The organism is Arthrobacter sp. TE12231, from assembly GCF_054062895.1.
This window is the reverse complement of the sequence record NZ_JBSSFS010000001.1, coordinates 1479209-1497984: the sequence shown is the minus strand read 5'-3', so window position 1 is coordinate 1497984 and position 18776 is coordinate 1479209. Positions and strand designations below refer to the sequence as shown.

At 66.4% G+C, this 18776-nt stretch carries 17 protein-coding genes, 2 tRNA genes and 1 pseudogene; 6 read left to right on the top strand and 14 right to left on the bottom strand.

Annotated elements, in window-relative coordinates:
- Positions 1-209 precede the first annotated feature (209 nt).
- From ACVWYS_RS06825 to ACVWYS_RS06800, 6 genes are all read right to left on the bottom strand, one after another.
- The gene (locus tag ACVWYS_RS06825) at positions 210-827 is read right to left on the bottom strand and encodes a mycothiol-dependent nitroreductase Rv2466c family protein (RefSeq protein WP_456509514.1); all 618 of its coding nucleotides are present in this window, start codon (positions 825-827) and stop codon (positions 210-212) included.
- A gap of 70 nt (positions 828-897) precedes the next feature.
- The gene (gene clpX / locus ACVWYS_RS06820; RefSeq protein ID WP_091253704.1) at positions 898-2187 is read right to left on the bottom strand and encodes an ATP-dependent Clp protease ATP-binding subunit ClpX; all 1290 of its coding nucleotides are present in this window, start codon (positions 2185-2187) and stop codon (positions 898-900) included.
- A gap of 131 nt (positions 2188-2318) precedes the next feature.
- Positions 2319-2978 (bottom strand): ATP-dependent Clp protease proteolytic subunit, encoded by a 660-nt coding sequence (locus ACVWYS_RS06815; protein ID WP_116768458.1) that lies wholly within the window; start codon positions 2976-2978, stop codon positions 2319-2321.
- A 38-nt stretch (positions 2979-3016) separates the two neighbouring features.
- The gene (locus ACVWYS_RS06810; RefSeq protein ID WP_116768441.1) at positions 3017-3655 is read right to left on the bottom strand and encodes an ATP-dependent Clp protease proteolytic subunit; all 639 of its coding nucleotides are present in this window, start codon (positions 3653-3655) and stop codon (positions 3017-3019) included.
- Positions 3656-3894: 239 nt separating this feature from the next.
- Positions 3895-5289 (bottom strand): trigger factor, encoded by a 1395-nt coding sequence (tig, locus tag ACVWYS_RS06805; RefSeq protein WP_456508763.1) that lies wholly within the window; start codon positions 5287-5289, stop codon positions 3895-3897.
- Between the two features lie 67 nt (positions 5290-5356).
- Positions 5357-5431, bottom strand: a tRNA-Pro gene (locus tag ACVWYS_RS06800).
- 131 nt (positions 5432-5562) lie between these two features.
- Here ACVWYS_RS06800 and ACVWYS_RS06795 point away from each other — a divergent pair.
- Positions 5563-5636: transfer RNA gene (locus ACVWYS_RS06795), tRNA-Gly, on the top strand.
- Between the two features lie 74 nt (positions 5637-5710).
- Here ACVWYS_RS06795 and ACVWYS_RS06790 read toward each other — a convergent pair.
- From ACVWYS_RS06790 to ACVWYS_RS06780, 3 genes are all read right to left on the bottom strand, one after another.
- Positions 5711-6658, bottom strand: coding sequence for an Fpg/Nei family DNA glycosylase (locus tag ACVWYS_RS06790; protein ID WP_456508762.1), 948 nt, complete (start codon positions 6656-6658; stop codon positions 5711-5713).
- Positions 6658-7149: a ribose-5-phosphate isomerase gene (locus tag ACVWYS_RS06785; protein WP_091253711.1), complete on the bottom strand. Its 492-nt coding sequence runs from the start codon at positions 7147-7149 to the stop codon at positions 6658-6660. The genes ACVWYS_RS06790 and ACVWYS_RS06785 overlap by 1 nt, the downstream gene beginning before the upstream one ends.
- Before the next feature lie 175 nt (positions 7150-7324).
- Positions 7325-8326 (bottom strand): hypothetical protein, encoded by a 1002-nt coding sequence (locus ACVWYS_RS06780; protein ID WP_456508761.1) that lies wholly within the window; start codon positions 8324-8326, stop codon positions 7325-7327.
- A 238-nt stretch (positions 8327-8564) separates the two neighbouring features.
- On the opposite strand from ACVWYS_RS06780, the gene pepN reads away from it, so the two are divergent.
- Positions 8565-11120 carry an aminopeptidase N gene (gene pepN, locus ACVWYS_RS06775; protein WP_456509153.1) on the top strand — a complete coding sequence of 852 codons (2556 nt, stop codon included), beginning with the start codon at positions 8565-8567 and terminating at the stop codon, positions 11118-11120.
- A 79-nt stretch (positions 11121-11199) separates the two neighbouring features.
- On the top strand, positions 11200-11679 hold the full coding sequence (locus tag ACVWYS_RS06770; protein ID WP_456509513.1) for an OsmC family protein: 480 nt from the start codon (positions 11200-11202) through the stop codon (positions 11677-11679).
- A gap of 19 nt (positions 11680-11698) precedes the next feature.
- Here the strand turns inward: ACVWYS_RS06770 and ACVWYS_RS06765 are convergent.
- Positions 11699-12500, bottom strand: a pseudogene (locus ACVWYS_RS06765) (epimerase).
- A gap of 101 nt (positions 12501-12601) precedes the next feature.
- Here ACVWYS_RS06765 and ACVWYS_RS06760 point away from each other — a divergent pair.
- Positions 12602-13261, top strand: coding sequence for a mechanosensitive ion channel family protein (locus ACVWYS_RS06760; RefSeq protein WP_344366269.1), 660 nt, complete (start codon positions 12602-12604; stop codon positions 13259-13261).
- A 4-nt stretch (positions 13262-13265) separates the two neighbouring features.
- Positions 13266-13724: a globin gene (locus ACVWYS_RS06755; protein WP_344366272.1), complete on the top strand. Its 459-nt coding sequence runs from the start codon at positions 13266-13268 to the stop codon at positions 13722-13724.
- A 24-nt stretch (positions 13725-13748) separates the two neighbouring features.
- Here the strand turns inward: ACVWYS_RS06755 and ACVWYS_RS06750 are convergent, their stop codons facing one another.
- Entirely contained in the window at positions 13749-14456 is a 708-nt protein-coding gene (locus tag ACVWYS_RS06750) for a Pr6Pr family membrane protein (protein ID WP_456508760.1), read from the bottom strand.
- 78 nt (positions 14457-14534) lie between these two features.
- Complete coding sequence (locus ACVWYS_RS06745) at positions 14535-15194, bottom strand: hypothetical protein (protein WP_344366279.1); 660 nt, start codon at positions 15192-15194, stop codon at positions 14535-14537.
- A gap of 62 nt (positions 15195-15256) precedes the next feature.
- Here ACVWYS_RS06745 and ACVWYS_RS06740 point away from each other — a divergent pair, with 62 nt between their 5' ends.
- Positions 15257-16165: an acyl-CoA thioesterase gene (locus tag ACVWYS_RS06740; protein ID WP_116768453.1), complete on the top strand. Its 909-nt coding sequence runs from the start codon at positions 15257-15259 to the stop codon at positions 16163-16165.
- A 75-nt stretch (positions 16166-16240) separates the two neighbouring features.
- Here ACVWYS_RS06740 and ettA read toward each other — a convergent pair whose 3' ends face one another.
- The gene (ettA, locus tag ACVWYS_RS06735; protein ID WP_091253738.1) at positions 16241-17923 is read right to left on the bottom strand and encodes an energy-dependent translational throttle protein EttA; all 1683 of its coding nucleotides are present in this window, start codon (positions 17921-17923) and stop codon (positions 16241-16243) included.
- Positions 17924-18099: 176 nt separating this feature from the next.
- Positions 18100-18663 carry a single-stranded DNA-binding protein gene (locus tag ACVWYS_RS06730; protein WP_456508759.1) on the bottom strand — a complete coding sequence of 188 codons (564 nt, stop codon included), beginning with the start codon at positions 18661-18663 and terminating at the stop codon, positions 18100-18102.
- Positions 18664-18776: the final 113 nt, after the last annotated feature.

Sequence of the window (18776 nt, the reverse complement as noted above, 5' to 3'; positions counted from 1 at the left end):
TCCTACCTCGTCACTGGTAGCCATCATCTGACTTTGCCGAAGGCTGCGTCGGATAAGTGTCACTGGATCTTTGGTTCCTGCGTCCCTCTTCTTTCGAAGTGGGTAAGCTCTATTGTTCTCCTCGGCGCCGCCATGCACAAGAGGCCGGCAAGAATTACATCGCAGTAATTCTTGCCGGCCTCCGGAGGCTTGCCGTGGCGGCGGAGGGCTCAGTCGAAGACGGGGCTTTCGGTCCGGCTTCGCTTGATTTCGAAGAAGTACGGGAAGGATGCCAGGGTGACGGTGGCGTCCCAGAGGCGTCCGGCCTCTTCGCCGCGCGGGATGCGGGTCAGGACGGGGCCGAAGAACGCGGTGCCGTTGAAAGCTACTACCGGCGTGCCGACGTCCTGGCCCACCAGCGAGATGCCGGCCTCGTGGCTGGCGCGCAGCTGCGCATCGAATTCCTCCGACTGGCCCGCCGCGGCGAGTTCGGCCGGCAGTCCGGCCTCGGCCAGGGACTTGGCGATGACCTCGTCGATGTCTTTGATGCCTTCGTTGTGGATCTTCGTGCCCATGGCGTCGTAGAGGGGCTTGATGTACTCGGCACCGTGCTCCTCGGCGGCGGCCGTGATGACGCGGACGGGGGCCCACGCCTTCGCCAGGAACTCCTTGTACTGCTCGGGCAGTTCCTCGCGGCCCTGGTTCAGCACGGCGAGGCTCATCACATGCCACTCGGTCTTGATGTCGCGGACGTCTTCCACTTCGCCGATCCAGCGCGACGTGACCCAGGCGAAGGGGCACATCGGGTCGAACCAGAAATCGGCCTTATTGGGAGCGGTTTCAGACACAGGCGGTCTCCTCAGGAAAGTCTTCGGGGCATGGCGCACTCAGGGCGCACCAATGACGTGTAGCGATGAACTAAGCGGATTTATTCCGGCGTTTGGCCACGACGTCGTGGGCGATCATCGTGGGCTGCGACTTCTTGGCCACCACATCGGCCGTGATCACGACGCTGGCGATGTCGTCGCGGCTGGGGAGGTCGAACATGACCGGAAGCAGCACTTCCTCCATGATGGCCCGGAGCCCGCGGGCCCCCGTGCCGCGTTCCAGCGCCTGGTCCGCGATCAGGTTCAGGGCCTCTTCGTCGAAGATCAGCTCCACCCCGTCGAGCTGGAACATCTTCTGGTACTGCTTGACGAGAGCATTCTTCGGAGTCGACAGGATCTGGATGAGCGCTGCACGGTCCAGGTTCGACACCGTCGTGATGACGGGCAGCCGGCCGATGAATTCGGGGATCAGGCCGAACTTGAGCAGATCCTCGGGCATGACCTCGCCGTAGGAATCCGTGGTGTTCTTGACCTCGTTCAGCGGGGCGCCGAAGCCGATGCCCTTGCGTCCGGAGCGTGAGCCGATAATGTCCTCGAGACCCGCGAAAGCACCTGCCACGATGAACAGCACGTTGGTGGTGTCGATCTGGATGAACTCCTGGTGCGGGTGCTTGCGTCCGCCCTGCGGCGGGACCGAGGCGACGGTACCCTCGAGAATCTTCAGGAGCGCCTGCTGCACGCCCTCGCCCGAGACGTCCCGGGTGATGGACGGGTTTTCGCTCTTGCGCGAGATCTTGTCGATCTCATCGATGTAGATGATGCCCTGCTCGGCCTTCTTGACGTCATAGTCGGCGGCCTGAATGAGCTTGAGGAGGATGTTCTCGACGTCCTCGCCGACATAGCCGGCCTCGGTCAGGGCCGTGGCGTCGGCCACCGCGAACGGGACGTTCAGGCGGCGTGCCAGGGTCTGAGCCAGGTACGTCTTGCCGCAGCCAGTGGGGCCGATCAGGAGGATGTTGGACTTGGCGATCTCGACGTCGTCGTGGTGCACGCCGTCGGCGAGGCTGCCGCTCTTCGGCGCGTGGCCGGCCTGGATCCGCTTGTAATGGTTGTAGACCGCGACGGCGAGCGAGCGCTTGGCGGGTTCCTGTCCGATCACATATTCCTGCAGGAAATCAAAGATCTCGCGGGGCTTGGGCAGTTCGAAACTGCCCAGGTCAGCTACTTCCGCGAGTTCTTCTTCGATGATCTCGTTGCAGAGTTCGATGCACTCGTCGCAGATGTAGACGCCGGGCCCGGCAATGAGCTTGCGAACCTGCTTCTGGCTCTTTCCGCAGAAAGAACACTTCAGCAGATCAGTGCTCTCGCCAATCCGAGCCATGTGTGAACCCCTTTAGTAGCTTGCTGCTGGCTGTGACATGTTCCACTCTAGGTCACTTTGGGCCTGTTGGGTGGAATGCGGACGCCGGTGCGGCCATGTGAAGGTGCCGCACCGGCGTCGCGTTGTGTTGATTAGCGCGTGATGGCCTGGGGCTTGATCTTGCGGGAATCCAGCACCTGGTCAATGAGGCCGTACTGCATGGCCTCGGCGGCGGTGAGGATCTTGTCCCGCTCGATGTCGTTGTTGACCTGTTCCGGCGTCCGGCCGGAGTGCTTGGCCAGCGTGTCCTCGAGCCAGGAGCGCATGCGCATGACCTCGGCGGCCTGGATCTCCAGGTCTGAGGCCTGCCCACCCTGCCCGCCGGAGAGCGACGGCTGGTGGATCAGGACCCGGGCGTTCGGCAGCGCGAGGCGCTTGCCCGGCGTGCCGGCGGCGAGGAGCACGGCGGCGGCACTGGCTGCCTGGCCCAGGCAGACGGTCTGGATCTCGGGCCGGATGTACGTCATCGTGTCATAGATCGCGGTCATGGCGGTGAAGGAGCCGCCCGGGGAGTTGATGTAGAGCGTGATGTCGCGGTCCGGGTCAGTGGACTCGAGGACCAGGAGCTGGGCCATCACGTCGTCCGCCGAGGCGTCGTCGACCTGGACGCCCAGGAAGATGATGCGGTCCTCGAACAGCTTGGTGTACGGGTCCTGGCGCTTGAAGCCGTAAGGGGTGCGCTCTTCGAACTGCGGCAGCACGTAGCGGCTGCCCGGCAGGTTACCGGCAGTCGAACCGAAGTTGTAGTTCATGTTCATTGCTCCTGAATTCATTGCTGTCTACGTGCCGGTCAGTTCTCGGTGGCTGTCGCAGCGCCGCCGCCGTTGCCGGAGCCATTGGCGTTGGTTCCGCCGCCGCCGGCCACGGAACCTGCGTGCGCGGCGATCTTGTCGAAGAAGCCGTATTCCAGGGCTTCCGGGGCCGTGAACCACTTGTCGCGGTCGTTGTCCTTGAGGATGGTGTCCACGGTCTGGCCGGTCTGGTCTGCGGTCAGCTCGGCCATGACCTTCTTCATGTGCAGGATCAGCTCAGCCTGGATCTTGATGTCCGACGCCGTGCCGCCGATGCCGCCGGAGGGCTGGTGCATGAGGATGCGGGCGTTGGGGGTCGCATAGCGCTTGCCCTTCGTGCCGGAGGAGAGCAGGAACTGGCCCATGGATGCGGCCAGGCCGGTGGCCACGGTGACAACATCGTTCGGGATGAACTGCATGGTGTCATAGATGGCCATGCCGGCGGTGACGGAGCCGCCGGGAGAGTTGATGTAGAGGTAGATGTCCTTTTCAGGGTTCTCCGCCGAGAGCAGCAGGAGCTGCGAGCAGATCGCGTTGGCGTTCTCGTCGCGGACCTCGGAGCCGAGCCAGATGATGCGCTCTTTCAGCAGGCGGTTGTAAATGTAGTTATCCTGGGCTGCCGGATCGACCGTGGCCATCCGGGGTGCCCCTGCGTGCTGTGACATATGTACTTACCTCTCGCTGGCGACGGTGACGTCACTGAACGACATCACTGAACTTTCCTACATGGACACTAACGGTTTTCACTGCCCGTTTGTGCGCAGGCGCAGGGCTGTTCGCTGACGGCGCACGATTGCCGGGAGCCTGCCAGCCGGGTCCCGGGGACTTAAAACAGACGGCCCCCGGATCGATGATCCGGGGGCCGTCAGCGGCAATGCTAGAACTTCACTGCTGCGGGGTCGTCGCTCGGCGTGGCGTCGGTGGCAGCTGCTTCCTCGGAAGCTTCTTCCTCAACGGACTCAGCGGCCGGGGCAGCTTCGTCGCCGGGGCGGACGAAGTCGCTCAGGTCAACCTTGTTGCCTTCGGAGTCGGTGACCTCGGCCTGGCCCAGGACGACGGCCAGAGCCTTGCGGCGGCGGACCTCGGACACCATCATGGGGACCTGGCCGCTCTGATCGATGATCTGGGCGAACTGGTTCGGGTCCATGCCGTACTGGCTGGCGGTGGTGACGATGTAGTCGATCAGCTCGTTCTGGCTGACGTTGACTTCTTCCTTTTCGGCGATGGCGTCAAGGATGATCTCGTTCTGGAAAGCGCGCTCGGTGTTGGCCTTGACCTCGGCGCGGTGCTCCTCGGTGTCGTGCTCGCCTTCACCGTGGGCGTTTTCGGCGTTGAAGTGCTGCTCGAGCTGCTCTTCGACGATCGATTCCGGGACGGGAACCGCAACGAGCTCAACGAGCTTGTCCAGGACCTTGTCGCGGGCCTCGACGCCCTGCTCCACAACCTTGGACTCGGCAGCCTGCTTGGCGAGGTCCTCGCGGAGCTCCGCCAGGGTGTCGAATTCGCTGGCCAGCTGGGCGAAGTCGTCGTCGGCGACGGGGAGCTCGCGCTCCTTGACGGCCTTGACCGTGACCTTGACCTGGGCGGACTCGCCAGCGTGCTCGCCACCCACCAGGGTGGTGTCGAAGATGGCGTCCTCGTCGGCGCTGAGGCCCGTGACGGCCTCGTCGAGGCCTTCAAGCATGGTGCCGGCGCCAACCTGGTAGGACAGGCCTGCTGCGGAGTCAACCTCGGCGCCGTCAATCGAGGCGGCGATGTCGATCGTCAGGAAATCCTTGTCCGCGGCCGGGCGGTCGACGGTCTTCAGGGTGCCGAAGCGGCCGCGGAGCTCGTCCAGGGCCTTGTCGACGTCGGCGTCGGACGACTCGGCGGCGGCGACCTCAACCTTGATGCCGGCGTAGTCGGGCAGTTCGATCTCGGGGCGGATGTCAACCTCTGCGTGGAACTTGAGCTCACCATCGGTGGCGGACGGGTCCGGAACCTCGGTGATTTCGACCTCGGGACGGCTCAGGGGGCGGATGCCCGTTTCCTGCACGGCAGCCTGGTACCAGCCGTTGAGGCCTTCGTTGATGGCCGTCTCCAGGACGTAGCCGCGGCCAACGCGCTGGTCAATGAGCTTGGAGGGGACCTTGCCCTTGCGGAAACCGGGGACCTGGATCTGCGAAGCAACAGTCTTGTATGCCTCTGCGATGCTGGGCTTCAATTCCTCAAAGGGGACCTCAACATTGAGCTTGACCCGCGTGGGGGTGAGGTTCTCGACAGCGCTCTTCACAGTCTAAGTACTCCTGGTGTGGGGGAATGGGGTTCTGCATTGCCACGGACTGGCAGTGCTTGCAGAGTCGGGGTGACAGGATTTGAACCTGCGACTTCCTGCTCCCAAAGCAGGCGCTCTAGCCAAGCTGAGCTACACCCCGTAAGTGCACAGAACAGTCTACGGTCATACTGTGCCGAATTGCACATTTGACACCGGGGCCCTGCATTAGGTTTAGTTGTATCCGGCTTGAACAGCCGACCGGAAGTTTTGCTGGATTTCCAGCATCACCCCGGGGACGTAGCTTAATGGTAAAGCCTCAGTCTTCCAAACTGATTACGCGGGTTCGATTCCCGTCGTCCCCTCCACCACAGCCGTCAGGCACACAGAGAAAGCCCCTCTCCGGAGGGGCTTTTTTCATGCGCGGCCCGGCGGAATCCGCTCAGGCCTGCTGGCACTGCGGGCACCAGTACAGTTTCCGGGCTCCCAGTTCCGTCAGCACCACAGGGGTGCCGCAGTCGCGGCAGTCCAGTCCGTGCCTGCGGTAGACGAAGTGCGCCTCATCAGGGTCCGGAAGGACGTCCGGCTGCCCGTCCCAGTACCGGGGCGGCGTCGTAATAATCCGGCCGTCCCGGACGCCGTCGGACATCATCGCCACGGTGTCGTCCCAGAGGCGGCGGGCCGCGTCAGGTGACAGCCCGGCCCCGGGAAGCCAGGGATTGAGGCGCTGCCTGAACAGCAGTTCGGCGCGGTAGACGTTCCCGACGCCGGCAATCACCTTTTGGTCCATGAGCAAGGTTGCCAGGGGCGTGCGTCTGCCCGCCAGGGTGGCGGTGAAGGCGTCGCGGTCCCCCGGCAGGTTGCGCAGCGGGTCCGGGCCGAGGCGGGCTAGGACGCCTCCGGCCTCATCCCCGGTGATCGCCTCACAGGTGGTAGCACCGCGCAGGTCCGCCCAGCCGTGCCCGCTCACCAGCCGGACGCGGACGGCGCCCACCGGCGCCGGCGGCCCTGCGTATGCAGACGCGAGTGCAGGGACAGCAGCAGGCGCGGCGTCCGCAGGAAGAGCGACTGCCGGTGCGTCGCCGTCGTCGTACACCTCCCGCTCCCCCACCTTCCGGGGCGCGCCGATGCTGGACGCGCCGCGGAAGGTGTCGTCCCCGCCGAAATCCCACGCGCCATAGAGGCCCAGGTGGACGTGCAAGACCAGGCCGTGGTCGAACTCGAGGAACAGGTGCTTCCCGTGGGCGGTCGCGGTCATCATGACGTGCCCGTCCAACAACGCGGCGCCGGGCGCGAACCGTCCTTGCGGGCTCGAGACGCTCAGCCTCTCCCCCGCGAAAACGTCACCGAACTGGCGTGCCAGCCGGTGGACGGAGTGCCCTTCCGGCACTACTGAACAACCTCGCCGGTGCGCTCGTAGATGGCGATCTTGCCGATCCGGCGGACGTGGCGCTCGTCGTTGCTGAACGGCTCGGCCAGGAAGGCCTCGATGATTGCTGTTGCCTCGTCCACGCTGTGCTGGCGCCCGCCGACGGCAACCACGTTCGCATCGTTGTGTTCGCGGGCGAGCTGCGCCGTGGACAGGTTCCACGCCAGGGCGGCGCGCACGCCTTTGACCTTGTTTGCGGCAATCTGCTCGCCGTTGCCGGAACCGCCCAGGACGATGCCGAGGGCGTGGGTGCCGGCTTCCTGGTCGGCGACGACGGCGAGGGCGGCGTTGATGCAGAACGACGGGTAGTCATCCAGGGCGTCGTAGACCTTGGGTCCGTGATCCACCACCTCGTAGCCCTTGGCGCTGAGGTGGCTGACGAGGTGGGCGCTGAGCTCCATGCCGGCGTGGTCGGTGGCGATGTGCACGCGCGGGAAGTCAGAAAGAGTCACGGCGATTCCGTTCAGTTGCGGCGCCGGGCGGCGGCCGGGGGCGGTTGGGGGCTGTTCCAAGCCTACTAGGCCGGGCCTTTCGGGGCGGCGCCGGACCGCGCCGGGCGCCGCCCTGCACTGTCGTGTTACAGCACTTGTTACAGCACTTGTTACAGCACTGCGCCACATCTTCGTGTCACACGGCGGGTGCATCACCGTTCCGCCGGGCCCTGTCCGCCACCCGGGAAAGCGTACGGGCAATGTTGTCCGCCGAGGCGGCACTTCCGCCGCTCACGGCCAGCCGCCGGCCGTCCAGACGGTCGACGACTACCGCGGGCCCGCTGCTGACCAGCAGCGCCGTGGTGTTGCCGTGGATCCGGTACCCCCACCCTCCGTAGTCGGCAGCCCGGACATCCCGAGGTGTGGCAGCGTCGATGGCCGCGGCCGGAACGTCCATGACCCGGACGAACCCTGCCGCGAAGACCCGCAGCCCGCTGCGGTCAACCCGGATCCGGGCAAACAGGAACGCCGCCGTTACCAGGGCCGCGGCCACCAGGAGCGCAGCCAGCCAGGGCACGGCAAGGGTGAGGAGGGCCGCGGGCAGGAGTGTCGCGATGCCGAGCATGACGAAGATCGAGCTGCGGGCGTGCACCCAGAGGCTGATGCGGTCCCTGGCCAGTTCCGGATCCTGTTCCCGCTCGAGGGCCTGCCGTATGGCGAGGTCGTCGTCGACGGACCAGCGTTCGTCGGCCTTGAAGACAAAGCCCATGACAACCCCCAGGCCCAGGGCCGCGCCGCTTCCGAGGGCCAGGACCGTGGCATCAACGTGGGACTCGCGCGCGTCGGGCAGCCCCATTTGGCCCACGAGCACAGCGGCGAGGACCGTGGTGATGAAGAGGCTCATGGATAGCCCGGCGCCCATCATGATGCGGCGCATCATCGCGGGGCGGGACAGCGGCACGGCCTGAAGCAGCACGGCCCAGCCGACCACCACGATCAGCGCCGCACCGGCGCCAGCGACGGCGGTGAACGGCGCGAAGTCGACGGCACCGGCGTCGGTCCAGCGGACGGCCAGCGGCTCGGGCAGGTCCGGCCGGACCAGCAGCGCACACACCACGAATCCGGCCGCCAGCATGAGGGGGAAACCGATGGCAAAGCGCAACGCCCTGACATCGACTGAGTCCCGAAACTTTCCCATACTCCAACGCTACCCCCGCCTGCACGTGGAGCGATCCGGGCGCGGCGCGAACGCCCGAAACGGAAATTTACGACGGAACTCGCGGCGGAAACCGGCCATCAGGACCGTCGCGGCGGCAGACATTGGGACAAGGATGCCTTGCCATCGGCCGCTGACGTGAAAGAATAATTTCACAGTATCGCCGGCGGCTGCGGCCGGCCGGCAGTATCCGACTCTTTTGGAGGCCCCCTTGCCCGGTATGAACCTGACCCGCGCCGAAGCCCGCGAGCGCGCCGCCCTGATCGACGTCGAGTCCTACGAGGTCAGCCTCGACCTGACGCGTGGCGAGAAAGTCTTCGGGACCACCACGGCCGTGAAGTTCACCGCCAAGCCGGGGTCTTCGACCTTCATCGACGCCGTGACCCACGCGGTGCACAGCGTGAGCCTCAACGGCCGCGAACTGGATCCGGCAGAGGTCTCAGACGGCGTACGGATCCAGCTGCCGGACCTGGAGGCCGAGAACCACCTCCTCGTGGTCGCGGAGGCGCCCTACATGAACACCGGCGAAGGCCTGCACCGCTTTGTGGATCCGGTGGATAACGAGGTCTACCTGTACACGCAGTTCGAGGTCCCGGATTCGCGGCGCATGTTCGCCGTGTTCGAACAGCCCGACCTCAAGGCCAGCTTCACGTTCACCGTCACCGCCCCTTCACACTGGGACGTGGTTTCCAACTCCCCCACCCCGGTGCCGGTGGAGACCATCCCCGGCGAGGACGGTAGCGCCCGCTCCGTCTGGGAATTCACGCCCACGCCCCGGCTCTCCTCATACGTCACGGCACTGATCGCCGGGCCGTACCAGTCGGTCCGCAGCGAGGTCACCTCGGCGGAGGGCCGCGTCACCCCCCTGGGTATCTTCGCCCGCAAGTCACTCATGCAGTACCTGGATGCGGACAACATCTTCGAACTCACCCGGCAGGGCTTTGAGTTCTTCGAGGCGCAGTTCGGCTGCCCGTACCCGTTCGAGAAGTACGACCAGCTCTTCGTACCGGAGTTCAACGCCGGCGCCATGGAAAATGCCGGCGCCGTCACCATCCTGGAAGGCTACGTCTTCCGCGGCAAGGTCGCCGACGCCCAGGTGGAGCGCCGCGCCATCACCGTGCTGCACGAGCTCGCACACATGTGGTTCGGCGACCTCGTCACGATGCGCTGGTGGAACGATCTCTGGCTCAACGAGTCCTTCGCCGAGTACATGTCCCACCTGGCCGCCGTGGAGAACACCGAGTTTGCCCACGCCTGGACCACGTTCGCCTCCATGGAGAAATCCTGGGCCTACCGCCAGGACCAGCTTCCCACCACGCACCCGATCTTCGCCGAGATCAACGACCTCCAGGACGTCGAGGTGAACTTCGACGGCATCACCTACGCCAAGGGCGCCTCGGTGCTGCGCCAGCTCGTCGCCTGGGTGGGCCCGGAGGAATTCATGTCCGGCGTCCGCGAGTACTTCAGCAAGCACGCCTGGCAAAACACCGAGCTCAGCGACCTCATGGCCGAACTCGAGAAGGCAAGCGGCCGCGACCTGGAAAGGTGGGGCCAGCTCTGGCTGGAGACCGCCGGCGTCAACACCCTGACACCGGAAATCACGGCAGGGGCGGACGGCACCATCAGTTCCTTCGCGATCGTGCAGTCGGCGGTCGAGAGCGAGCCGACGTTGCGGCCGCACCGCCTCGCCGTCGGCTTCTATGACCTCAACAGCGCCGGCAAGCTGGAGCGCGTCCACCGTGAGGAGCTCGACGTCGACGGCGAGCGCACCGAGGTTCCCGCCCTGGCCGGGCTTGCCCGGCCGGACCTGATCCTGCTCAACGACGACGACCTCGCCTACGCCAAGGTCCGGCTCGATCCGACGTCCCTCACCACGGCCACGGCTCACCTCAAGGACTTCAGCCAGAGCCTCCCCCGCACCCTGGTGTGGGGCTCGGCCTGGGACGCGGCGCGCGACGGCGAAACCCCGGCCCGCGGCTACGTGGACCTGATCCTGGCCAACATTGCCGAGGAGTCCGATTCCTCCGTGATCCTGGTCCAGCTCCGCCAGCTTGCCACCACGCTGGCCTTCTACGTGGCCGAGGAGCACAAGGAAGCCACCGCCGTGGCCGCGGCCGACACCCTGTGGGACCTGGCCTCGACCGTGCCGGCCGGCTCCGACGCCCAGCTGCAGTTCGTGAAGTCCTACGCCCTGCTGGCCCGCAGCGCCGGGCAGCTGGATACGGTGTCCGGGTTGCTGGACGGCTCCCGCACGCTCGACGGGCTGACCGTTGACCAGGACCTGCGGTGGGAGTTGCTGGCGTGCCTCGTGGCAGGTGGCCGCGCCGGACAGGAGCGGATCGACGAGGAACTCGCGCACGACAACACCTCCAACGGCCAGAACGCGGCAGCTCTGGCGAAGGCGGCCATTCCCACCCCTGAGGCCAAGGCCGAAGCCTGGGAATCGATTGTGGTCAAGGGCGATCTGTCCAACGCCCTGCAGGGCTCGGCCGTGACCGGTTTCACCCGGGTCCTGGACACCTCCCTCTTGGAGCCCTACGCCGAGAAGTACTTCGAGGCCGTCCCGGAGATCGTGGCCAACCGCACCCACGCGCTGGCCCAGCAGATCGTCGTCGGGCTCTACCCGGCCCTGCTCACCACGCAGGCCACTGTGGACCGGACCGATAAGTTCCTGGCCTCGCTGCCGGAAGACAGCTCCGCGCTGCGCCGGATGATGCTGGAAAACCGCGACGGCGTGGTCCGGTCCCTGCGCGCCCGCCAGGCCGACGTCGGCTAGGACGCGTTTTCCCGGAGTCCCGGCGCCGCCCTCCGGCGGTACCGGGACTCCGGCGTTTAAGCGCCACTAAACTGGCGTCATGAGCCTTGACGAACGCCGCTACGCGCTGACTGTCCGCTGGACCGGGAACCTCGGGTCCGGGACGTCCTCCTACCGCGGCTATTCACGGGACCACGACGTCGAGATCCCCGGGCTGCCGGTGCTGCGCGGCTCGGCCGATCCGACATTCCATGGTGACCGCCAGCGCTACAACCCCGAGCAGCTCCTCCTGGCGGCGCTCTCGCAATGCCACATGCTCTCTTTCCTGCACGTGGCCGTGAAGCATGGCGTGGTGGTGACCGGCTATGAGGACCGGGCCGAGGGGCTGATGCGGACCAACCGGGACGGCAGCGGCCAATTCGAGTCCGTCACGCTCAAGCCCCGCGTGACGGTGGCGGAACCTGCGGCCCCGGAGCTTCTCGAGGAGCTCCATGCCGAGGCCAACAAGGTTTGCTTCATTGCCCGCAGCGTCAACTTTCCCGTGCTGCACGAGCCCGTGCCCGTGGCGGAACCGGCCTGATCGCCCAAGCGGCGGCAGCTCAGGCGGGCTGCGCCCGGTACGCGGCCAGGAGTGTCCGCTCCGTGTCCGGGCGCAGGCCGGCCTTGCGTTCACGGGTAAGGCCGCGCCGGCGTTCGTCCTCGAGGGTGTCGCGCAGGGTCTGTGTCCAGGGCCGGAGCCGCAGCCCGGCACCCCGGGCGGCGCTGTTGCTGCGGGCCGAGAAGCCGTCATGACCTGGCGGCAGCCACAACGGCAGCGAGTCGGGCCCGGCCCAGTAGTTCACGCCGTGCCCGGCCAGCCATTCCCCCGGGGCCGCCACCGTCCGGGCCTTCCCGCCGGTCAGCTGCCGGCATGCTTCCAGATAGGCGGCAAACAGCACCGGCTCGCCGACGGCGTTCAGGGCCCCGGTGACGTTTGACTCCGCCGCGGCCACGATCCAGGCCGCGAGGTCCCGCACATCGATGATCTGGGTGGAGTCGGCGGGGATGTCAGGGACCAGGACCGGATCGTCGTCCCGGGCGAAGCGGGCGGGCCAATACCCGTACCGGTCCGAGCCGTCCCCGGGTCCGCCGATCAGCCCGGCGCGGCACAGGTGCGACTTGTCCGCTGCCAGCGCACGCGCCCACTGTTCAATCGCGGTTTTCGCTTCGCCGTAGTTTTCCATCGTCAGTGCCGTGCCCGGGGCCAGTGGCGGGAGCACCTGCGCATCTTCGGCCGTGCCGGCAACCGAATGGTCCGCGTAGACCGAGCAGCTGGAGACGACGGTCATGCCCGGAATTGACGGCTTGCCGGGCTATTTCGGCGGAGAGAAAGGCTGTGCCGCCAAGGATGAGGATGCGCATGGGTGCCACGGTACGGCGCTAATGTTGAAGGGGAACAGAGTGTTATGCGGCCGGCGAACGCCGGCCCCATAGCCAACAACTGCAAGGAGCAAACCCTACCGATGTACAGCATGACAGCCGTCGAGCCCATCACCCCGCAGGAAATTTCGGCGATCAACCTGCCGGGCGTCCTCATCAGCATCGGCGTCGGCGTTGCGGTGTGGCTGGTGGCATCCTTTCTGATCTCCGGAATCACCAAGCGTGTCGCCGAGGGCAGCACCTTCTTCAAGAAGCGGCACTTCCGCTGGGTGACTCCGGCCCTGCGGGCACTGGACCACGAACGCCGGGTCCAGCGCGCCAACACGATCGGTGCGCTGCTCAGGAGCGTGGTGGGCGTCCTGGTCGCTGCATTCACCATCATGTATGTGCTCAACAACCTGAACGTAAACATTGCACCGCTGCTGACCAGCGTCGGGATCCTCGGTATCGCCATCGGCTTCGGCGCCCAGCAGCTGATCCGCGACTTCCTGGCCGGCATCTTCATCACGCTCGAGGACCAGTACGGAATCGGCGACATCATCGAGACCTCCGAGGTGGTGGGCGTCGTGGAGTCCATGAACCTGCGGATCACCCGGGTCCGGGCTGACGACGGCGCCATCTGGTACCTGCGCAACGGCGAAATCCTGCGCGTGGGCAACCGTTCGCAGGGCAATTACATCGCACCGACCGCCCCGCCGGCCGACGAGGCCGATGCCACGCCGCAGCAGCAGGCCGGAGAATAGAGAAATGACGATTCCCAGCGCCGGTGAACCCCGGCAGCCCCGCCAGTTGCTGCAGAACGATCCGTTCAGCCAGCCCGGCTACACCGACAACTTCTACGACGCCGTGGGCGGCCACGAAACCTTCGTCAAACTCATCGACGTGTTCTACGACGGCGTCGCGAGCGATCCGCTGCTGCGCCCCATGTACCCGGAAGAAGACCTCGGCCCCGCCAAACGGCGCTTCCTGATGTTCCTGGAACAGTATTGGGGCGGCCCGACGACCTACGGCGAGGAGCGCGGGCACCCCCGTCTGCGGATGCGCCACATGCCCTTCCGCGTGACGCCGGAGGCCAAGGAACGCTGGCTGCACCACATGCGCACCGCGGTGGATGCCCTGGCGCTTCCGCCGCTGTACGAGGGAACGCTGTGGGACTACATGGAGCGGGCAGCCCTCTCCATGGTCAACAGCCCGTCGGAGGCCTAATCCCCGTCGCGTCCGGAAGCAGGATCAGCGCCGCCCGGTGCCCGCGGCCAGCGCGGCGCGCCCGTTGCCGGCGCCGTGCACGAGGAACGCGATGAGCAGGAACGCGGCGAGCACCTGCGCCGTCGTCGTCAGCGCGGCCGGCCACCCGCCGTCGAGCGTCGGGTCGAGGAAGTCGTAGACGTACCAGCCGTCGATCCCGCCGCGCACCCACGAGAAGGCCAGGAAGGCGGTCGGGTAGCTGAGCCACACCAGCGGCCGCCACCATCTGCCGCGCAGTGTCTTCGTGACGAGGATCCAGTCGAGGACGACGAACAACGGAGCCAGGCGATGGTGTGCCAGCTGGGGCCAGTACATGTCCCAACTCCACCACGGTTCACCCGGCGGGGCGACGAGCACCGCGTAGATGATGCCCGTCATCACCAGATAGAAAACAAGTGCGCCGAAAACGTGGTCCCACCACTCCGGAAGCCGCGTCCGCTGCCAGGCGGCGGACGCGATGAGCACTAGCCCGAGGGCGAGGTTCGACTGGACGGTGAATTCCGAATAGAGCTGGAAGACGTCGACGTCGTTGCCGGGCAGCGTCGCGTCGTACGTCCTCCGGACGACGGCAAAGAGTACGAAGATGCCCACCGCGGCTCGGGGCAGGCGGATCCACGTCCGGTCCGGATGCAGCGCATCGTTGAAGCCAAAGTGTCGCCCGATTGGGGGATCCAGCACCGACACACCGCTCATGCGCCCAGTATGGCATGCCGGTCAACGCGGGGACGGCAACGACGGCGATCCGGGATTCCGCCTCCGGCTACCAGAGTCCTAAAGTCCGGAACCCGTCCGGACCAGCACGTGGCCGCGGGTGCCGCTGAGCCGGAACCAGCGCCCGGCCCGGAAGAGCCGCTGGTCGCCGTCGGCGAGGAAGCCCAAGGTGAGCGCGGCGAACGCGGCACCGGCCGGGAGGCCGCCGGCGTCGGGCAGTTCACGGCCCCAGACCGTTGCCCGGGCGTTGTTGACGATCAGCGCACCCGGCTTGTCCGGGATGATCGCGGCGATCTCCCGGATGCCGGCCTCGGCGGCGTCCCGCAGGGCGGTGTCCCGGAGGGTACCGAGCGGTTCCCAGCCGGCACGCGGCGCCCCGATCCCGGCCCACGACTCGCTGACGGTCATCGGCGGCACGGGAAGTTCGACGTCGGTCTCCCCCGCCCGTGCCAAACGGTCCAGTACGGCGGACAGCGGCACGGTCACGTCAGTGTCCGCCGGCTGTGCCAGCGCCATCGTCCGCAAGCCCAGGATGGTGGGCGTGGATTCGCCGAGGAGCCGGGGCCGCAGGACGCAGACGTAGGCGGCCAGGACCGGGCCCGCGGCTTGGAGCCGGATGGCGCCGTCGTCGATGGACCTGGCGCGCGTCGCGAAGGTGCGAAGGTCGGCGAGGTCACGGGGATCGGTGAACTGCAGGGGCTGGGTTAGGACATCAGACACACTACCGACTCTACCGGCTGCGCTTCTTTGGAGCGGCCCGGGCGTCCGTCTAGAGTCAGAGCATGACTGAAGCCGAAGCCGGACTGCGGGGACTTCCCACGCAGGACCCCACCTCCTCGCTCATCGAACTCCTCAACCTCGGCGAGCTTGAGGGCGCACGGACCGACGAGGACATCTTCATGGGTCCCTCCCAGCGGCAGCCGCGGCAGCGCGTCTTCGGTGGCCAGGTGCTGGCGCAGTCCCTCATTGCCGGGAGCCGCACTGTCGATCCGGACCGCAGCGTGCACTCCATGCACGGCTACTTCCTCCGACCGGGCGACGCCAACCAGCCGATCACCTTTGGGGTGCAGCGCCTGCGCGACGGCCGGTCCTTCTCGGCCCGCCGGGTCCACGCCTATCAGGAGGGCATGCCCATCCTGTCGATGATCGCCTCCTTCCAGGCCGAGGACGAAGGCATTGAGCACCAGTCGGAGATGCCGGCCGGCATCCCGGACCCCGAATCGCTGCCCAGCACCGCCGACCTGCTGGGGAAGTTCGACCACCCCGTGGCCCGGCACTGGGCCTATGAGCGGCCCTTCGATATCCGACACGTCGACCCTGCCCTGTACGTTTCGGCCCACGGGCCCAAGGAAGCGCGCAACGCCGTCTGGATGAAGACCTTCGGCCCGATGCCCGACGACGCCGGCCTGCACCGGGCCGCCCTGGCCTATGCGAGCGACTACACCCTGCTGGAGTCGGTTCTCCGCAGGCACGGGATGAGCTGGATTACGCCCGGGATGTCCGTGGCGAGCCTGGACCACGCCATGTGGTGGCACCGCCCGGTCCGGGTGGACGAATGGCTCTTGTACGTCCAGGAGTCCCCCAGCGCCCAGGGTGCGCGGGGCCTGGCCACGGGCAAGATCTTCAGCCGCGACGGCCGGCACGTGGCAACGGTGGCGCAGGAAGGCATGATCCGCGTCCCGAGACCCTAAGATCACACAACACGACGCGGCTTAACGCAGAAGGCGGGCTCCCCCGGGGGGAGCCCGCCTTCTGCGTTGCGGTGCTTAGTCGCGGGTGAGGCGGCGGTGCGTCACACGGTGCGGCTTGGCCGCGTCCGGGCCCAGGCGCTCCACCTTGTTCTCCTCGTAGGATTCGAAGTTGCCCTCGAACCAGTACCACTTGGACGGGTTCTCCTCGTCGCCTTCGTAGGCGAGGATGTGGGTGGCCACCCGGTCCAGGAACCAGCGGTCGTGCGAGACGACGACGGCGCAGCCCGGGAATTCGAGCAGGGCGTTTTCGAGGCTGCTGAGGGTTTCGACATCGAGGTCGTTAGTCGGTTCGTCGAGGAGCAGCAAGTTGCCGCCCTGCTTGAGGGTCAGCGCCAGGTTGAGGCGGTTGCGCTCACCGCCGGAGAGCACCCCGGCCTTCTTCTGCTGGTCGGGGCCCTTGAAGCCGAAGGCGGCAACATAGGCACGGGACGGCATTTCGACATGGCCGACCTGGATGTAGTCAAGGCCGTCGGACACGACCTCCCACAGGGTCTTGTTGGGGTCGATGCCGCCGCGGCTCTGGTCGGCGTAGGAGATCTTGACGGAGTCGCCGATCTTCAGTTCGCCGCCGTCGAGCGGCTCCAGGCCCACGATGGTCTTGAACAGGGTGGACTTGCCGACGCCGTTGGGGCCAATGACGCCGACGATGCCGTTGCGGGGCAGGCTGAAGGACAGTCCGTCGATCAGCGTGCGGTCATCGAAGCCCTTCTGGAGGTCCTTGGCTTCCAGCACAAGTCCGCCGAGGCGCGGTCCCGGCGGGATCTGGATCTCTTCGAAGTCGAGCTTGCGGGTGCGGTCTGCCTCGGCAGCCATTTCCTCGTAGCGGGCCAGACGGGCCTTGGACTTGGTCTGGCGCCCCTTGGCGTTGGACCGGACCCATTCGAGTTCCTCGGTGAGGCGCTTGGCCTGCTTGGCGTCCTTCTTGCCTTGGACTTCCAGGCGGGCACGCTTCTTCTCCAGGTACGTGGAGTAGTTGCCCTCGTACGGGTAGAGGTGGCCGCGGTCCACTTCGGCGATCCATTCGGCCACGTGGTCAAGGAAGTAGCGGTCGTGGGTGACAGCGAGGACGGCGCCGGGGTAGCTGGAGAGGTGCTGCTCCAGCCACAGCACGCTTTCGGCATCGAGGTGGTTGGTGGGCTCGTCGAGCAGCAGCAGGTCCGGCTTCTGCAGCAGGAGCTTGCAGAGGGCGACGCGGCGGCGCTCACCACCGGAGAGCAGGGTGACATCGGCGTCGGCCGGCGGGCAGCGCAGGGCGTCCATGGCCTGTTCCAGCTGCGAATCGATATCCCAGGCGTCGGCGGCGTCGATCGCTTCCTGCAGCTGACCCATTTCCTCGAGGAGGGCGTCGTAGTCAGCATCGGGGCTGGCCATTTCCTCGGAGATCTCGTTGAAGCGCTGGATCTTGCCGTAGATTTCACCGACACCTTCCTGGACGTTGCCCAGGACGGTCTTGTCTTCGTTCAGCGGCGGCTCCTGCAGCAGGATGCCGACCGTGTAGCCGGGGCTGAGCCGGGCCTCGCCGTTGGAGGGAGTGTCCAGGCCTGCCATGATCTTGAGAATGGTGGACTTACCGGCACCATTCGGGCCGACAACGCCAATCTTGGCCCCCGGGAAGAAGGACATGCTTACGTCATCGAGGATGAGTTTTTCGCCGACAGCCTTACGGGCCTTGGTCATTGTGTAGATAAATTCCGCCATGCCTACAAATCTAGTGGCTCGGCCGGGATAACTCACATTCCGGACGCCCCCAATCGGTCCTTTGACGATGCTAGAGGACGCCGGCGGGCATTGGACGGAGCTGCCCGGAATCCCCGCGCCAATCAGGGACGCGGATATCGTCGCTTCCTGGCTCGCCGCCGGCGTCTTGCCGGGATTCAGGCCGCCGCCCCTTTCAGTTCGCCGGTTTCCCGGTCCACTTCCTCTTCTTCACCGGTCGCCTCATCGATATACGTCGCGTCGTCGGGGGCGCCGTCGCTGTGTCCGTCGGAATCACCGGACTCCGTCGGCGCTGAGCCGCCATCCCCGTCCCCGGCACCGGGCGCGCCGGGTGCGCCCGGCCCGGCGGCCGTCTGGGTTCCGGCTCCGGCCGTGCGCGTGAAGTTGGCGGATCCCCACATGAGGTCGTGGCCAACGGACTCGGCGTCGATTTCTGCTGCATGGTAGATCCGGCCGTCTTTTTCCCAACTCCGCATCTTTAGCCTGCCAACGACAATGACCCGCTGGCCCTTTTTGACGCTGCAGCCCAGATTGCCAGCCAATTGCCGGTAGCCCTGGACGGTGAACCAGTTGGTGTTGCCATCCACCCAGGTGCTGGTCGCCCGGTCGAAACGGCGGTCGGTGGCGCCGAGCCGAAAGGACGCCGTGGCCACGCCACCGGGGGTGGTAGAGCTTCTGATCTCCGTGGCCACGAAGCCGCGGACGGTAATGTTGTCACTCATTCTCATGTCCTGTCTCGAGTTGTCGTGCCCTGGCGGGCAGTTCCAGCATCCTGCGCTGGACGGTCGCCGGGGAGGGCCCGGCTGAGCCATGTGGAAAACCTGCCGCCGGCACC